This is a genomic window from Aquamicrobium defluvii, from assembly GCF_004363725.1.
Taxonomy (GTDB): Bacteria; Pseudomonadota; Alphaproteobacteria; order Rhizobiales; family Rhizobiaceae; genus Mesorhizobium; species Mesorhizobium defluvii.
Genome location: NZ_SNZF01000037.1, coordinates 1 through 14,871 on the forward strand (window position 1 = coordinate 1; position 14,871 = coordinate 14,871).

The window sequence follows — 14,871 nt, forward strand, 5'->3', positions numbered from 1 at the left end:
TTTGAAAGCGCTCGCGTCATCAGATGCTGGCCTCCAATCCAGCCAGCATCTTGAATCACAAACCGCCTTCCTTGGGAATCCTACGATTCTCTCAATTTAGGAACTGCTTTAGATCATTTAATCGTTTCACGGAATTGATGAAATGATCTAACTATTTGTTTATACTGCATTTGTGCGACGCCAAATGTTTCCATTTGGCTGCAAATGCTCTAGTCACTCGCTGCTGCGGGCATCCACATCGGGCGGAAGCTCCGCCTCGCCTTCCAGCTTGGCGCGACGCGAGTAGGCAAGCACGCTGAACGGCAGGAACAGCAGATAGCCGATGACGGAAGCCGTAAGCGTGTACCAGGGATAGCTTACCAGAAGCAGGAAGAAGAGCACGATGGCCAGAATGACCAGCAGCATGCGGTCTCCCGGCACTTTCAGGCTCTTGCCCGAATAGACCGGCAGGCGGCTGACCAGCAGGAAAGCGACGACCACAGTGAATCCCGTCGCCAGAAAAGCGCCAAAGCGGGTCGGCTCGAAGCCGATGAAGGACAGGTAAAGCGGCAGCATGACCAACGCAGCGCCCGCCGGTGCAGGCACGCCGACGAAATACTCGCCCTGCCATGCCGGCCGGTCATGCACTTCTTCCAGAACGTTGAAGCGGGCAAGCCTCATGCCGCAGGCGATGGTGAAAAGCAGCGCCGCGATCCAGCCCGGCGAGCCGGCACGGTCAAGCAGGAATGCATAGAGCACCAGCGCGGGCGCGACACCGAAATTGACGATATCGGCTATGGAATCCATCTGGGCGCCGAACTTGGAGGTCGCCTTCAGAAGGCGTGCGACACGTCCGTCCAGCCCGTCGAGGAAGGCGGCGATCAGCACCATCACCACTGCCGTCTCGAAACGCCCCTCGAAGGCGAAGCGGATGCCGGAAAGACCGGCGCAGATGGCCAGAACCGTAAGCAGGTTCGGAAACACCATGCGCAGAGGGATTTCGCGGATGCGCGGCCCTGCCGAGCCGTGCGATTCGAATTTTTTGAAGGGCGGGTTCATCGGCCCGGTCGTCAGGAAACGCGAACCACAGGCGCGCTCGCCTGCCCATCGAACACGGCCAGAACCGTCTCGCCACCAACAGCCGTCTGGCCGACAGCGACACGCGGCACCGCGCTTTCCGGCAGGTAGACGTCGACGCGGGAACCGAAACGGATCAGGCCGAAGCGCTCGCCGGCCGCGATGTCCGAATCTGCGTCGGCCCAGCACACGATACGGCGCGCCACCAGACCGGCGATCTGAACGGCAGCGACAGTGCCGTTCGGGCTGTCGATCACAAGTCCGTTGCGCTCGTTCTCGCTGCTCGCCTTGTCGAGGTCGGCGTTGAGGAACTTGCCCGGACGATGCTCGATAAGGGTGATGCGGCCACGCACCGGCGCGCGGTTCACATGGCAGGAAAACACGTTCATGAACACGGAAATGCGGGTCATTTCGGCGCCGCCGAGGCCGAGCTCGGCCGGCGGGACTGCCGGGCCCACGGCGGAAACGACACCGTCCGCGGGGCTGATCACCAGCTTGTCGTCGATGGGGATGACGCGCTCGGGATCACGGAAGAAATAGATGCACCATACGGTGAGGAGCGCGCCGACCCAGAGCAGGAAACCCGAAAAATAACCGACGACCAGCGTCACCGCCGCAAAGATGGCGATGAAGGGATAGCCTTCCCGGTGGATCGGCACGAATGTCTTCCTGATCGTGTCGATGAGTTGCATCGTGCTGGACAGGCTCCGTTTTCAGTCGGTGCCTCTCTAGCGGAAAGCCTCTCTGGCCGCAATGCAACAATGCGTCAGCGTTCCGTCCGGACAAGGCAGTCTGTCAGATGACTTCTGGCGTTCGTTGCCTGACGACGACGCCCATGTCGTCGGTTTCGCGTGCGATTCGCAGCCTTTCCTCGGCTTCGGTGGCCTCGCGCTGGCGATCCCACATGGAGGCGTAAAGCCCGCCCATGCGCAGCAACGCGGCATGTGTGCCACGCTCCTCGATCCTCCCCTCCTTCAGCACGATGATTTCATCTGCCGAAATGACGGTCGAAAGCCTGTGCGCGATGACAATGGTGGTGCGGTCGCGGCTGACCAGATCGAGCGCCGACTGGATTTCCTGCTCCGTATGGCTGTCCAGCGCCGAGGTCGCTTCGTCGAGGATGAGAATCGGCGGCGCCTTCAGGATGGTGCGGGCAATGGCCACTCGCTGCTTCTCGCCGCCGGACAGCTTCAGCCCCCGCTCGCCCACCATGGTGTCATAGCCTTCCGGCAGACTTTCGATGAACGAGCCGATCTGCGCCAGTTCGGCGGCGCGCCGCACCTCCTCGTCTGAAGCGTCGATGCGGCCATAGCGGATGTTGTAGGCGATGGTGTCGTTGAACAGAACCGTATCCTGCGGAACCATGCCGATGGCGGCGCGCAGGCTTTGCTGGGTCACGTCGCGCACATCCTGTCCGTCTATGAGGATCGCGCCGGACTGCACGTCATAGAAGCGGAACAGCAGGCGCGAGATGGTCGACTTGCCAGCCCCCGAAGGCCCGACGATGGCCACCGTCCTGCCTGCCGGAACCTCGAAGCTGATGCCCTTCAGAATCTGGCGGTTCGGCTCATAGGCGAACCGGACATCGCGGAATTCGACCTTGCCAGCGCCGACGCCAAGCGCAACGGCGTCCGGCTTGTCGACAACCTCCGCCTTGACGTCGAGCAGGTCGAACATCTGTTCTATATCGGTCAGGCCCTGCCTTATCTCCCGGTAGATGAAGCCGATGAAGTTGAGCGGCACGGATAGCTGCATCAGCATGGCATTGACGAACACGAAATCGCCAACCGTGTGCGTGCCGGCCTGCACCTCGAGCGCGGACATCGCCATGATCACCGTCATGCCGATGCCGAAGATGACGCCCTGGCCGAAATTGAGCCAGCCAAGCGAGGTCCAGATGCGGGTGGCGGCGGTTTCGTAACGCGCCATGGAGCGGTCGAAGCGTTCGGCCTCCATGGCTTCATTGCCGAAATACTTCACCGTCTCGAAGTTGAGCAGCGAATCGATCGCCTTGGTGTTGGCGTCGGTGTCGCTGTCGTTCATGTCGCGGCGGATGTCGATGCGCCAGTCGCTCGCCTTCACCGTGAACCAGGTGTAGAGCCACACGGTGATCGCCACCACGGCCACATATTTCCAGCCATAGGCGACCGCGAAGATGATGGCCGTCAGCGCGAACTCCAGCACGGTCGGCACGCTGTTCAGAACCGTGAAGCGCACGATGGTCTCGATGCCCTTCGTGCCGCGTTCGATGATGCGCGACAGCCCGCCCGTGCGCCGCTCCAGATGGAAGCGCAGGGAAAGACGGTGCATGTGGACGAAGGTGCGGTAGGCAAGCTGGCGCACGGCGTGCTGGCCGACACGGGCAAACAGCGCATCGCGCAACTGGTTGAAGCCAACCTGGATGACACGGATGACGTTGTAGGCCACCACCAGCATGACGGGTGCGGCAAGGACGGCCGGAAGCGGCGGCGGGGAATGTGCGTCGCCGGCAAGCGCGTCGGTGGCCCATTTGAAGAAATAGGGAACCGCAATCAGCGTAAGCTTGGCAGCCACCAGAAGCACGGTCGCCCAGACCACACGCGCCTTGAGATCGGCCCGGTCGGACGGCCACATATAGGGCCAGAGGTTGACCAGTGTCCCCAGTGTGGAGCCGGAGTCGGCGGAAACAGTTTTTTCACTCACGAATTCAATGCCTTGTAGAGATTTCCGCGACGGGCTCGAATAGCGGGCCGCGCATATCAGCAATCGACGCAGCAGGCCGAAGCGAAGCAGGCCAGTTCTTCCGCCACAGCCCTCAGCGCCGGGCGGTCTATGGCGTAACGGGAGCGCTGGCCATCGGCCTTGAAACGCACCAGCCCGGCCGAGACCAGAATCTTGAGGTGCTGCGAAACGGTCGATTGCGCCAGATCGAGCCGGCCCACCACTTCGCCGCAACAGCAGGAATCCGCCCTGGCGAGATGGCGCAGGATCTCGATGCGGGCCGGATGCGAAAGTGCGGCAAGCCGCACGGCAAGCTCGGTGTCGGCCAGCCCCTTGCGATTGTCCGCACAGTGCGAGGAAATTTTCATCGTATATCGACGATAAACGATGAAAATGTTTGACGCAACCATTGAACAGAAGAAAGCGGCGAGATGGCGCCGCTTTCGGTGTCTGGCAGGCTTTCGGGTCCGGATTTTTACTGCGGTTGCACGGTGATCCGATCGCCCATCGCATCGAAATCTGCCTGCTCACCCTGTTCCGACTTTTCCGGCACCTTGAACACCTGCCCCGGCCAGATGCGGTCCGGATCTGCGATCTGGTCCTGATTGGCCAGGTAGATGGTCGAATAGCGCACGCCATGGCCATAAACGCGGCGTGAGATGTGCCACAACGTATCGCCGCGGCGGATGATGACGGAACCGTCCGCATGTTCCAGTTTCGGCGCAGCCGTGGTGGCGGGCTGGCCGCTCCCATCGCTGGCGGCACCTTCGTCGGGCGCGCCCCCTTCCCCGGCGGCCTGCGCGCTTGCGCCATCCGGGGCCGGCGGAGCGACGGCTGCGATCGTTTCGCCCGGTTCGCGCTGGAACGGCACGGTCGCACGCACCACGACCTTGTCGCCGTCGCCAGCATCCAGACCGTCAACGCGGATGGTGTATTCGCCGATCGGCAGGTCGCGACTGGCCTCGACGAGGAAATGGCCGTCCGGGGAGGTGACGGTTTCGCCAAGCAGTATCTCATTGGCATAGACGCGAACCTTGCGCCCGGCGTCGGCCCTGCCCGCAACGAAAATCTTGCCGCCATCGATCTCGACCGCTTCGACGGCAATCTTCGGTCCGCCCGCTTCGTCGGCGGGCTGCTGCCCGCCCGCCTGCTCCTGAGATGCGGCTGTCCCGGCGGCGGTTTGCCGGGGTACGGAATCGCCCGTCGCAGAATCGGCTGTGGCTTCGCCCTCCTGCCCGGCCTGCGGCACATCGGGTTCGCCCTGCGCCTCTGCCGTGCCGGGCTGGGCCTGCGGCAGGGTCAGAAGCTGCGCAGGCTTGCCGGGTTCCTCGACCATGGCCAGTACCTGACCGTCCGGCTTTTCCGGGATCGATACGACTGCGGTCTGCGCGGATGTGGAGACGTCGCTGCCCGATTCCGTCGCGCGCAGCACGATCTGATGGTCTCCGGCCTTCAGAGGATCTTCGAGTACTATGGCGAAAGCGCCATCGGGGCCGGCAACGGCCTTGCCAAGCACGCTGGAACCATCGAAAAGCTCGACCGTCGAGCCAGGTGCGGCCTTTCCGGCCACCACAGCGGAACCGTCCCCTTCGACGCGCAGCACATCGAAGGTCGGGACCTCCGGCTTCTCCTGTGCGGCCTGCTCCGGCTGGGCCTGATCAGCAGCAGAGGGCTCGGCCGGCTTCTGCGCTTCGGCATTCGCCCCTGCGGCACCGGCGGCTTCCGCATCTGCGGCGGGTTCGGATGCCGTACCTGCGGCTGTGGAAGCATCGCTTGCCGGCTGGGCGACTTCGGCAGGTTTACGCCCGATATAGGGATCGAGGGCGCCCGACAGATAGCCGATAAACGCCGCGACAGCGGCTGCCGCCGCCGCGAACAGGAATGCCTTGACCCCGTTATTCTTCATTGCCCTGCCTTGCCCCTCGGTTTCCTGCAGCGTGACCAATTTTCATGAAAATGTCATCACGCTTTATCTCATTGCAGAAGCACGATCTTTTCCTGAAGCCCGGCCCCATGACCTGGAGATCGCGTTCCGGCGCGATCTAGCCTGTTTTGCGCAAAGCGACAAGAAAAACACCGCAACGGGCTTGACCGTGACGAGAACCCCTAGCACCAATCCGGTATGAACACGATTCGATCCGTTTGCGTCTATTGCGGTTCTTCGCCGGGTCACGATTCGGCCTATATCGAAGCTGGCCGAACCCTGGGTCGCGCCCTTGCTCATTCAAGCCTTCGCCTCGTCTATGGCGGCGGCACAAAAGGCATCATGGGCGCGGTATCCGAAGGCACGATCCGTGCCGGCGGCAAGGTGCTCGGCATCATCCCGCGCTTCCTGATGAACAAGGAAGCCACCGAAACCGGCCTCGACCGGCTCGACGAGGTCGTGATCACCGACAACATGCATCAGCGCAAGCAGCGCATGTTCGAGGAATCGGATGCTTTTGTCGCCCTTCCCGGCGGCATCGGCACGGTCGAGGAGATCGTGGAGATGATGACCTGGGCCCAGCTCGGCCATCACCGCAAGCCCATGGTTTTCGCCAACATAGGCGGTTTCTGGGACCCTATGCTGGCGCTGCTCGACCATATGCGCGACGAAGGCTTCATCCATACCGCGCATCAGGTACGGCCGCTGGTGGTCAACCAGGTGGAGGCCATCGTGCCGGCCATCCTGTCCGCGGCTTCGGCAACTGGCACCCCTGCCGAAGGCGTGCCATCGATCATCGAGAAGATGTAAGAGGACTTACTTTTCCCTCAGGGTCGACCAGGTGTAGATCGCGAGCGCAATCCAGATCAGCGCGAACGCGGCCAGCTGGGCCCGGCCGAACGGCTCGTTGAACACGAACACGGCGATCAGGAACAGCATGGTCGGGGCGATGTATTGCATCAGCCCGATGGTCGACAGGCGCAATGCCTTTGCTCCGAAGGCGAACATGAGCAGCGGCACCGCGGTGATGGGGCCGCATCCGACAAGCAACACCGTGTCCAGCCAGCTGCCGTGAACAATATGGTCTTCTCCGGTAGCGAGGAGCCACGCTATATAGGCTCCCGCCGGCACCGACAGTATCATGACTTCGAGCAGAAAGCCCTGGCTCGGTCCGACGGGAAGCGTCTTGCGGAAATAGCCATAGGCGGCGAAGGAAAACGCCAGCGCAAGAGATACCCACGGCAGCGCCCCGTTCTCATAGGTCAATATGGCCACCGCGACCGCGGCCAGCCCGACTGCCGTCGCCTGAACGCGGTTCAGCCGCTCTCCCAGCAGCAGCGCGCCGATCATGACCGTGACAAGCGGATTGATGTAGTAGCCGAGCGCCGTCTCGATGGCGCGGTCCGTGGCTATCGCCCAGATGTAGATCGACCAGTTGAAGCTTATGATGCTGGCTGTTAGCGCCGTCATGCCCAGCATGCGCGGTGAGCGCAGCGCCGCCTTGAAATCCGCGGTCCGGCCCAGCCAGACCAGAACCAGTCCGGCGATAGGCAGCGACCACACCACGCGGTGGGCAACCACTTCCATCAACGGAAGATGTGCCACCCATTTCATATATAACGGCAGCAGGCCCCACAGGAAATAAGCGCTGAAGCCCAGGACGAAACCGCGTCGGGCTACGGCGTCGGCTTCATGCGGCTTCTGGATCACATCGGTTGTCATGCCGCCCATATGGACCCGCAGCACGAATAGAACCATTTCAAACTTCTCATGGTTCAATCGTCTTTCGTTGATGGATCAACGGAACAGGAACGGCATCGAGATGTCTACCGGGCGGCAGCCAGCCCCGCCAGTTCACGGTTCTTCATCAGCTTGAAGACGATGGAATCCATCAGAGCCTGAAACGATGCGTCGATGACGTTGTCGGAGACGCCGACCGTCCACCAGCGGGCGCCGCTCCGATCCTGCGATTCGATCAGGACGCGGGTGATGGCCTCGGTGCCGCCGTTCAGGATGCGCACCTTGTAATCGACCAGCTCCAGATCCTCGATCTCGCCCTGATAGCGGCCGAGGTCCTTGCGCAGCGCAAGGTCGAGCGCGTTGACCGGGCCATGCCCCTCAGCCACGGACATGCGCACCTCCCCCTCCACCATCACCTTGACGATGGCTTCGGAAACGGTCTTGATCTGGCCATTGGCGTCGAAGCGGCGCTCGACCATGCAGCGGAAGCTTTCGACGCTGAAGAAATCCGGTACGGTGCCCAGCGTGCGGCGGGCCAGAAGCTCGAAACTGGCGTCCGCTCCCTCATAGGCATAGCCTTCCGCCTCGCGCTCCTTGACGATGGCAACGAGCGTATCAAGGCGCGGATCGTCTCGCGAAACATCGATCCCGCGTCGCTTCAGTTCGGCCAAGAAATTGGCCTTGCCGCCCTGATCCGAAACCATGACCTTGCGGCGGTTGCCGACGCTTTCGGGCTCGACATGCTCGTAGGTGCTGGGCTCCTTGGCCAGCGCCGAGGCATGGATGCCGGCCTTGGTGGCGAAAGCGGACGCGCCGACATAGGGCGCCTGCGCGTTGGGCGCGCGGTTCAGCAACTCGTCGAAGCCGCGCGACAGCTGCGCGATGGTGGCCAGCCGCTCCGGCGCGATGCCCGTCTCGAAGCGATCCGCATAGGTCTTCTTCAGGGCCAGCGTCGGGATCAGGGTGACGAGGTTGGCGTTGCCGCAACGCTCGCCGATGCCGTTCAGCGTGCCCTGGATCTGGCGGGCTCCGGCTTCCACCGCCGCCAGCGAATTCGCCACGGCCTGCCCCGTATCGTCATGGGCGTGGATGCCGAGGCGGTTGCCGGGAATGCCGGCCGCGATCACCTTGCGCACGATCTCGCGCACTTCCGCCGGCTGGGTGCCGCCATTGGTGTCGCACAGCACCACCCAGCGCGCGCCGGCCTCACAGGCGGTGCGGGCGCAGGCCAGCGCGTAGTCCGCATTGGCCTTGAAGCCGTCAAAGAAATGCTCGCAATCGACCATCGCCTCCTTGCCGGCGGCAATCGCGGCCTCGACCGACGCACGGATGGCGTCGAGGTTCTCTTCATCGGTGCAGCCCAGCGCCACACGCACCTGATATTGCGAGCTTTTGGCGACGTAGCACACCACATCCGAGCGCGACTGAAGAAGCAGCGCCAGTCCGGGATCGTTCGAGGCCGAGACGCCGACCCGCTTGGTCATGCCGAAGGCGGCGAAGCGCGAGCGCTGTGTGCGCTTCTCGGCAAAGAACGCCGTGTCGGTGGGGTTGGCGCCCGGATAGCCGCCTTCCACATAGTCAAGGCCGAACTCGTCCAGCATGCGGGCAATGGCGATCTTGTCCTCTACCGAAAAGTCGATGCCGGGCGTCTGCTGGCCGTCGCGCAGCGTCGTGTCGTAGAGATAGATGCGCTCTTTCATTGCCCTGTCCATTGCCTGCTTCCGGTCCAGAAGAACCGGAAGTTGGTAGAAATTCCTGCGGTCAGGCCTTGCCTGCATATTGGTCGGTGGCGCGGATCAGACGGTCGAGGATACCGGGTTCGGAATAGGCGTGCCCCGCCCCCTCGATCAGGTGAAACTCGGCCTTCGGCCATGCCTTGTGCAGCGCCCAGGCATAGTGCGCCGGACACGGCATGTCGTAGCGGCCATGGACGATGGTGCCGGGAATGTCCTTCAGCCGGCCTGCGTCGCGCAGCAGTTGCCCCTCCTCCAGCCAGCCCGCATGGACGAAATAATGGTTCTCGATACGGGCGAAGGCGATTGCATAATCGTCCACACCGAACGGATCGCTGGTTTCAGGCTCGGGAAGCAGCGTGATCGTTTCGCCTTCCCAGATGCTCCAGGCCCTTGCGGCCTCGATCTGGGTCTGGCGGTCGCCGCTCACCAGCCGCTTGCGGTAGGCTGCGATCATGTCGCCGCGCTCTTCCTGCGGGATGGGAGCCACGAAACGTTCCCACTTGTCGGGAAACATCTGCGAGACGCCGAACTGGTAATACCATTCCAGCTCGGCACGGGTGAGCGTGTAGATGCCGCGCACCACCAGTTCGCTGACCCGCTCGGGATGCGTCTCGGCATAGGAGAGCGCCAGCGTCGAGCCCCACGAGCCGCCGAACACCAGCCACTTTTCGAAGCCGCACATGTCGCGCAGGCGCTCGATGTCGGCGACCAGATGCCATGTGGTGTTGGCCTCCAGCGAGGCGTTCGGCGTGGATTTTCCGCAGCCGCGCTGGTCGAACAGGATAACGTCGTAAAGCGCCGGATCGAACAGCCGCCGGTGCTTTGGCGAAATGGTACCGCCCGGCCCGCCGTGCAGGAACACGGCCGGCTTCGCACCCTTGGTGCCGACCCGCTCCCAATAGACCGTATGGCCGTCGCCGACATCGAGCATGCCGCTCTCGAACGGTTCGACCGCCGGGTAGAGGCCGCGCATTTCTCTGTTCATGATGTGCTGTCCTTTTGGGGCCATGTATCGGTATCGTGGTCGGGGTGCTGGTGCGAGACGATCCGGACCAGAAAGCTTGCTGCTTCCTCGTCCGCCATCGTGTCCTTGCCGGGCAGCCGGTGGACGGAATCCACATAAGGCAGCTTGTTTTCGATGCCCCACTGGATGACGGGAGCGATTTCGGCCGGGCTGTCGAAGGCCCCGATGGCAAGCGCGATACCGTCCGGGGCTTCATAAGTGAGCGGCGTGCCGCATTCGCCGCAGAAACCGCGCAGGACGAGGTTGGAGGAACGGAACCTTTTCGGCTCGCCGCGCGTCCATTCGAGCTTTTCCGGCGAGACCGAAACCAGCGGTGCGTAGAAGGCGCCGAACGCCTTCTGGCACATGCGGCAATGGCAAACCGAGGCTTCGCCCAGCGCGCCCTCGATGCGGAACCGCACCGCGCCGCACTGGCAGCCGCCGGAATAGACGGGCGTGTTGTCAAGGCTCATGGCGCTTCACTCCGGATGATGACAGACAGCCTCGATATTGTTGCCATCGGGATCGAGAACGAAGGCTCCGTAGTAATTCGGATGGTAGTGGGGCCGCAGGCCCGGCGCACCATTGTCCTTGCCGCCCGCGGCCAGCGCCGCTTCATGGAAGGCATCGACCTCGGCGCGCTTGTCGGCGGTGAAGGCGTAGTGCCGGCCCGGCCCCGCCTCTTTCGCCTCGTGCAGCCAGAACCGCGGGCGGTCATAGCCATAGCCGCCGACCTTCACCCCGCCGGTATGTTCCTCAGGCACCATCATCACCAGCGAGGCGCCCAGCGGCGCCAGCGCGGCATCGTAGAATTTTCGCGATGCCTCGAAATCGGTCACCGCAATTCCGGTATGGTCGATCATCGCTTCACCTCCCATGTCGTGATGCGTTCGCCGCTGGAGGGGTCCTTGCCGTCCTTCAACTGCACACCCCTGGCCAGCAATTCGTCGCGAATGCGGTCGGCCTCGCCCCAGTTTTTGTCCCGGATGAAGGCAAGGCGAGCGGCAATCGCTTCATCCACGGCGGTTTTGTCCACCTCGGCGCTGACGTCGAACCCGAGGAATTCGAGCGCGCCACGCAGCGAGGCGGCAGCCGCCGTGTCGCCGTCCAGCGCCTCGCCGGCGAGCTGCGTCAGCACCTGAAAGGCGGAATAGGTCGAAAGATCGTCGCACAGTTCCGCGATCACCTCGTCCGGCACATCGGCGGAGCCTTCGGCGAGGTCGGCGGCACGCTTCCATTTGCGCAGCGTGTTCTCCGCTTCCTCCAGCTTGCGGACGGCGAAATCGATGGGCTCGCGGTAATGCGTCATCAGCATGGCCAGCCGCAGCACCTCTCCCGGCCATTTGCGGCCGCCGAAATTCTCCGTCTCCAGCAGTTCGTGGATGGTGAAGAAGTTGCCGAGGCTTTTCGACATCTTCTGGCCTTCCACCTGCAGGAAGCCGTTGTGCAGCCAGTAATTGGCCATCACCGAGGTGCCATGGGCGCAACGCGACTGGGCGATCTCGTTCTCGTGATGCGGAAAGATGAGGTCGAGCCCGCCGCCATGGATATCGAAGACCTCGCCCAGATAGGCGGCGGACATGGCCGAGCACTCGATGTGCCACCCCGGCCGGCCCTTGGGCTTCCCCGTCCAGCCTGCGGCTGTCCACGCCTCTTGGCCCCACGGACTGTCCCAGCCCGGCTCCTCCGGAGAAGACAGTTTCCAGAGCACGAAGTCCTGCGGGTTCTTCTTGTGCGTATCGACGGCGACGCGGGCGCCTGCCTGCTGCTCGTCCAGAGGGCGCCTGGAGAGCTGCCCATAGTCCGGCATGGAGGCGGTGTCGAACAGGACTTCTCCTGCCGCTTCATAGGCATGGCCGCGTTCGATGAGAGATTGAATCAACGAAACCATATCCGTCTTGCCGTCTTGCCGCGCGAGCACGAACTCCGTCGCGCGCGGCTCGAAGGTCGGCGGCAGGCAGCCGAGCGCCTTCACATCCTTGTGGAACTGGTCAGCGGTCTTTTCCGTCACCCGGCGGATCGCCTCGTTGAGCGTGAGCGTGCCGGCTGCGATGTCATCGCCGAAATCGCGCAAGGCGCGTGCGTTGATCTTGTCGTCGACGTCGGTGATGTTGCGCACATAGGTGACGTGGTCCGCGCCATAGAAATGGCGAAGCAACCGGTAAAGCACGTCGAAGACGATGACCGGGCGCGCATTGCCGATATGGGCGAAGTCGTAGACGGTCGGCCCGCACACATACATGCGCACGTTCGACGCATCGATGGGGGAGAAATCCTCCTTCGCGCGGGTGAGCGTGTTGGTGAGGCGCAGGCCCCTGGTTTCCCTGGTCATTCATCCCCTTCCCGGCATTGCCGGTTCAAACAGATACAGTTGCCCTTCAGCCTGCTGGCCGGGTCGTTTGTCCGATCTGGAAGGAAGATGGGCGAAAACGTCCGGGCCAGCGCGAGGCTAGCCGATAATCGAAATGCCACAAATGGCGAAGGACATCTTCATGGCGGGCTTTATCGCCTTCGCCGCTGTTGCCGTCAAGCCGCTATCGTCGGTGAAAATGTCGCTTCGACATGCGCCCCCAGTGAAAGGAAAGATTTTATTAAACATGTAATCAGAGCCTGAAAGAAGTCAAAAAGAGCGCACCTTGACGTCACGATTTCGGCGGAATCGAGTATCATTTACTGGGATCACAAAGTAATCTGGACCTTGGGGAAGAAAAATGTCCAAAAAGAAACAGGAAAAGAAGCCTGAGAAACCGGTTCTGGCAAATCAGTACCGCGCTATCGGCCCCGCGGCCGTTGCGGCGGCGCTGCTGCATATGAACAAGAAGAAGAAACCAGCCCAGAAGTTCATCTCGCCGCGCCCCGCCTGAGGCCGGCAGCATCACCTTTTGGCTGGCCATTTCTTCGCGAAGTGTGGCGTTTCACTGTTTTGGCGTTCAGTTCAGAACAGGGACATCTGCTTGTGTTCAGGCGTCTCTCCGGAAGGCGCCTTTTGCTTTGCCTCCCGCACACCGGGAGGTTCGATCCTGTTCTGTACCTCGGGGCCCATATTCGACACCTTGTTGACGAGGCTGGAAACCGGGACCGCCTCGAAGAAGTCGGGTTGGGCCGATTTCAGGAGATCGGCCACATCGCGCGGCTCCTGGCGGCGACAGTCGAGCCATCGCGCGAAATCCTTCTCGTCGATCACCACCGGCATGCGATGATGAATATGGGCGATTGCCGGATTGGCGGCAGTGGTGAGAAGCGCGCCCGTGTCCATCTCGGAACCGCCGGGTTCACACCAGGTCTCCATCAGGCCGGCGAACGCAATGAGGCCGCCATGACGAGGTCTGATCCAGTAAGCCTGCCCCTTTGCCGGGCCGCTCTGCTGCCATTCATAGAAGCCGGATGCAGGAACCAGCGCGCGCCGGTGGCGCATGGCGGTGCGGAACGAAGGTTTCGTTGCAGCCTCTTCGGAGCGCGCGTTGAACAGGAGCGGGAAGCCCCGCGTATCCTTTACCCAGGCGGGAAGAAGCCCCCATCGCACGAGCAGCGCTTCACGGTCCGGCAGGTTGGAGCCCGGCGGGCGCGAGGGCGCAGCAACCGCCATCAGGATGGGCTGCGTGGGCGCGATGTTGTAGCGTGCGGGAAACTCTTCGAGTTCGCCGACGCCGAGGAAGGTTGCAGTCTGGTCCGCCGTAGCGGTCAGCGCGAAACGCCCGCACATGAATCCATCCTTTTTCCGGTACTTTCTGCTGCAAGGCGAAGGTGGGCATGGATCAGCACGCAGGCAACCGCTAAAGCTGTCTCAGCCACTCAATCCACAACCGGTCCGCAAGCCATGACGACATTGCCGGAGATACCTGCCGTTTCGGTCGCGCTGGTGCGCGGCGACCGCGTGCTGCTGGTCGAGCGCGGCCGCGCGCCTTCGCAAGGGCTGTATGCCTTTCCCGGCGGCAAGGTGGAGCCCGGCGAGACGCTGGAGCAAGCCGCCCGGCGCGAACTGGCCGAGGAAACCACGCTCGATGCGCAAGCTTACCGGCCGGTGCGAACCATTCTCATAGAAGGGTCCCTTACCCGCCATCCCGTCGATTACAGGCTGACCGTATTCGCGGCCGACTACATCGGCGGCGAGGCTGTGGCGGGGGACGATGCAGCAAACGCCGCGTTCTATTCGCTCGCGGAAATGCGCGGCATGCCGCTTGCCGATTCGGTTCTCGAAGTGGCGCAGGAACTGCTTGGCAGCAGCGCCACCTTGCGCGACAAATTGTCCGGCGGGAATACCCCATGAAACGCGCATTGCTCACCCTTGCATTCCTCTGCGCGCTGTCACCGATGCCGGTCCGGGCCGCGCAGGCCCCGTTCGAGCCTGGCCTGATGCGGCTTGCCGAAATTCTCGGCTCGCTGCATTTCCTGCGCAATCTCTGCGGCGAGAACGGAACGGAATGGCGTAACCAGATGGAAAAGCTGCTCGAATCGGAAAATCCCGATCCCGAGAGACGTGCCCGCTTCATCGCTTCCTTCAACCGGGGATACCGCTCCTTCGGCGAGACCTATAAAAGCTGCACGCCCTCTGCTGTTGCAGCAATCAATCGCTATATGAAGGAAGGCGAGGCGTTGACCCGCGACATCGCCTCGCGCTACGGCAATTAGGAGACCATTAACTTTTCCGGCAAACTGCGCGCACAAATTGCGGACAAGCGTGTTAAAGTCTTAATGGGACATTAAAGGGACGT

General features: G+C 62.6%; 17 protein-coding genes. 5 read left to right on the forward strand and 12 right to left on the reverse strand.

What is annotated here, in order from left to right; all coding sequences use genetic code 11:
• Nucleotides 1-213: 213 nt before the first annotated feature.
• The 5 genes from pssA to DES43_RS19595 all read right to left on the reverse strand — a co-directional run bounded on the left by pssA (nt 214) and on the right by DES43_RS19595 (nt 5,662).
• Entirely contained in the window at nt 214-1,038 is an 825-nt protein-coding gene (gene pssA, locus DES43_RS19575; protein WP_035028883.1) for a CDP-diacylglycerol--serine O-phosphatidyltransferase, read from the reverse strand.
• A gap of 11 nt (nt 1,039-1,049) precedes the next feature.
• Nucleotides 1,050-1,748 (reverse strand): phosphatidylserine decarboxylase, encoded by a 699-nt coding sequence (locus DES43_RS19580; protein WP_035028888.1) that lies wholly within the window; start codon nt 1,746-1,748, stop codon nt 1,050-1,052.
• A 103-nt stretch (nt 1,749-1,851) separates the two neighbouring features.
• Nucleotides 1,852-3,738 (reverse strand): ABCB family ABC transporter ATP-binding protein/permease, encoded by a 1,887-nt coding sequence (locus DES43_RS19585; protein ID WP_035028892.1) that lies wholly within the window; start codon nt 3,736-3,738, stop codon nt 1,852-1,854.
• Between the two features lie 56 nt (nt 3,739-3,794).
• Nucleotides 3,795-4,124, reverse strand: coding sequence for an ArsR/SmtB family transcription factor (locus DES43_RS19590; RefSeq protein ID WP_035029183.1), 330 nt, complete (start codon nt 4,122-4,124; stop codon nt 3,795-3,797).
• Nucleotides 4,125-4,231: 107 nt separating this feature from the next.
• Nucleotides 4,232-5,662, reverse strand: a complete 1,431-nt coding sequence (locus DES43_RS19595) for an Ig-like domain-containing protein (RefSeq protein ID WP_035029185.1) — start codon at nt 5,660-5,662, stop codon at nt 4,232-4,234.
• Between the two features lie 216 nt (nt 5,663-5,878).
• On the opposite strand from DES43_RS19595, the gene DES43_RS19605 reads away from it, so the two are divergent.
• The gene (locus tag DES43_RS19605; RefSeq protein ID WP_035028895.1) at nt 5,879-6,490 is read left to right on the forward strand and encodes an LOG family protein; all 612 of its coding nucleotides are present in this window, start codon (nt 5,879-5,881) and stop codon (nt 6,488-6,490) included.
• Between the two features lie 6 nt (nt 6,491-6,496).
• Here DES43_RS19605 and rarD read toward each other — a convergent pair whose 3' ends face one another.
• From rarD to cysS, 6 genes are all read right to left on the reverse strand, one after another.
• Nucleotides 6,497-7,402 carry an EamA family transporter RarD gene (rarD, locus tag DES43_RS19610; RefSeq protein WP_035029188.1) on the reverse strand — a complete coding sequence of 302 codons (906 nt, stop codon included), beginning with the start codon at nt 7,400-7,402 and terminating at the stop codon, nt 6,497-6,499.
• 104 nt (nt 7,403-7,506) lie between these two features.
• Nucleotides 7,507-9,120, reverse strand: coding sequence for a citramalate synthase (cimA, locus tag DES43_RS19615; protein ID WP_035028899.1), 1,614 nt, complete (start codon nt 9,118-9,120; stop codon nt 7,507-7,509).
• Between the two features lie 61 nt (nt 9,121-9,181).
• On the reverse strand, nt 9,182-10,141 hold the full coding sequence (gene pip / locus DES43_RS19620) for a prolyl aminopeptidase (protein ID WP_035028902.1): 960 nt from the start codon (nt 10,139-10,141) through the stop codon (nt 9,182-9,184).
• Complete coding sequence (locus DES43_RS19625; RefSeq protein ID WP_035028905.1) at nt 10,138-10,632, reverse strand: GFA family protein; 495 nt, start codon at nt 10,630-10,632, stop codon at nt 10,138-10,140. Before DES43_RS19625 ends, pip begins: the two co-directional genes overlap by 4 nt.
• A gap of 6 nt (nt 10,633-10,638) precedes the next feature.
• On the reverse strand, nt 10,639-11,022 hold the full coding sequence (locus tag DES43_RS19630) for a VOC family protein (protein WP_035029191.1): 384 nt from the start codon (nt 11,020-11,022) through the stop codon (nt 10,639-10,641).
• The gene (gene cysS / locus DES43_RS19635) at nt 11,019-12,491 is read right to left on the reverse strand and encodes a cysteine--tRNA ligase (RefSeq protein WP_035028908.1); all 1,473 of its coding nucleotides are present in this window, start codon (nt 12,489-12,491) and stop codon (nt 11,019-11,021) included. The genes DES43_RS19630 and cysS overlap by 4 nt, the downstream gene beginning before the upstream one ends.
• Nucleotides 12,492-12,633: 142 nt before the next feature.
• Here cysS and DES43_RS23240 point away from each other — a divergent pair, with 142 nt between their 5' ends.
• Together DES43_RS23240 and DES43_RS22505 are read left to right on the forward strand one after the other, a co-directional pair.
• The gene (locus DES43_RS23240; protein ID WP_280940167.1) at nt 12,634-12,762 is read left to right on the forward strand and encodes a hypothetical protein; all 129 of its coding nucleotides are present in this window, start codon (nt 12,634-12,636) and stop codon (nt 12,760-12,762) included.
• A 108-nt stretch (nt 12,763-12,870) separates the two neighbouring features.
• Nucleotides 12,871-13,023 (forward strand): hypothetical protein, encoded by a 153-nt coding sequence (locus DES43_RS22505; RefSeq protein WP_166647790.1) that lies wholly within the window; start codon nt 12,871-12,873, stop codon nt 13,021-13,023.
• Between the two features lie 71 nt (nt 13,024-13,094).
• Here the strand turns inward: DES43_RS22505 and DES43_RS19640 are convergent, their stop codons facing one another.
• A complete protein-coding gene (locus DES43_RS19640) occupies nt 13,095-13,862 on the reverse strand; it encodes an SOS response-associated peptidase (protein ID WP_035028910.1) in 768 nt (255 codons plus the stop codon).
• A gap of 114 nt (nt 13,863-13,976) precedes the next feature.
• On the opposite strand from DES43_RS19640, the gene DES43_RS19645 reads away from it, so the two are divergent.
• Together DES43_RS19645 and DES43_RS19650 are read left to right on the forward strand one after the other, a co-directional pair.
• Complete coding sequence (locus DES43_RS19645; protein ID WP_035028913.1) at nt 13,977-14,426, forward strand: NUDIX hydrolase; 450 nt, start codon at nt 13,977-13,979, stop codon at nt 14,424-14,426.
• Entirely contained in the window at nt 14,423-14,788 is a 366-nt protein-coding gene (locus DES43_RS19650) for a TIGR02301 family protein (RefSeq protein ID WP_035028915.1), read from the forward strand. Before DES43_RS19645 ends, DES43_RS19650 begins: the two co-directional genes overlap by 4 nt.
• Nucleotides 14,789-14,871 lie beyond the last annotated feature (83 nt).

Excerpts from the sequence above, each read along its gene's own strand:
- pssA (WP_035028883.1), bottom strand. The coding sequence starts at position 1,038 with ATGAACCCGCCCTTCAAAAAATTCGAATCGCACGGCTCGGCAGGGCCG.
- DES43_RS19580 (WP_035028888.1), bottom strand. The coding sequence starts at position 1,748 with ATGCAACTCATCGACACGATCAGGAAGACATTCGTGCCGATCCACCGG.
- DES43_RS19590 (WP_035029183.1), bottom strand. The coding sequence starts at position 4,124 with ATGAAAATTTCCTCGCACTGTGCGGACAATCGCAAGGGGCTGGCCGAC.
- DES43_RS19595 (WP_035029185.1), bottom strand. The coding sequence starts at position 5,662 with ATGAAGAATAACGGGGTCAAGGCATTCCTGTTCGCGGCGGCGGCAGCC.
- DES43_RS19605 (WP_035028895.1), top strand. The coding sequence starts at position 5,879 with ATGAACACGATTCGATCCGTTTGCGTCTATTGCGGTTCTTCGCCGGGT.
- rarD (WP_035029188.1), bottom strand. The coding sequence starts at position 7,402 with ATGACAACCGATGTGATCCAGAAGCCGCATGAAGCCGACGCCGTAGCC.
- cimA (WP_035028899.1), bottom strand. The coding sequence starts at position 9,120 with ATGAAAGAGCGCATCTATCTCTACGACACGACGCTGCGCGACGGCCAG.
- pip (WP_035028902.1), bottom strand. The coding sequence starts at position 10,141 with ATGAACAGAGAAATGCGCGGCCTCTACCCGGCGGTCGAACCGTTCGAG.
- DES43_RS19625 (WP_035028905.1), bottom strand. The coding sequence starts at position 10,632 with ATGAGCCTTGACAACACGCCCGTCTATTCCGGCGGCTGCCAGTGCGGC.
- DES43_RS19630 (WP_035029191.1), bottom strand. The coding sequence starts at position 11,022 with ATGATCGACCATACCGGAATTGCGGTGACCGATTTCGAGGCATCGCGA.
- cysS (WP_035028908.1), bottom strand. The coding sequence starts at position 12,491 with ATGACCAGGGAAACCAGGGGCCTGCGCCTCACCAACACGCTCACCCGC.
- DES43_RS23240 (WP_280940167.1), top strand. The coding sequence starts at position 12,634 with ATGGCGAAGGACATCTTCATGGCGGGCTTTATCGCCTTCGCCGCTGTT.
- DES43_RS22505 (WP_166647790.1), top strand. The coding sequence starts at position 12,871 with ATGTCCAAAAAGAAACAGGAAAAGAAGCCTGAGAAACCGGTTCTGGCA.
- DES43_RS19640 (WP_035028910.1), bottom strand. The coding sequence starts at position 13,862 with ATGTGCGGGCGTTTCGCGCTGACCGCTACGGCGGACCAGACTGCAACC.
- DES43_RS19645 (WP_035028913.1), top strand. The coding sequence starts at position 13,977 with ATGACGACATTGCCGGAGATACCTGCCGTTTCGGTCGCGCTGGTGCGC.
- DES43_RS19650 (WP_035028915.1), top strand. The coding sequence starts at position 14,423 with ATGAAACGCGCATTGCTCACCCTTGCATTCCTCTGCGCGCTGTCACCG.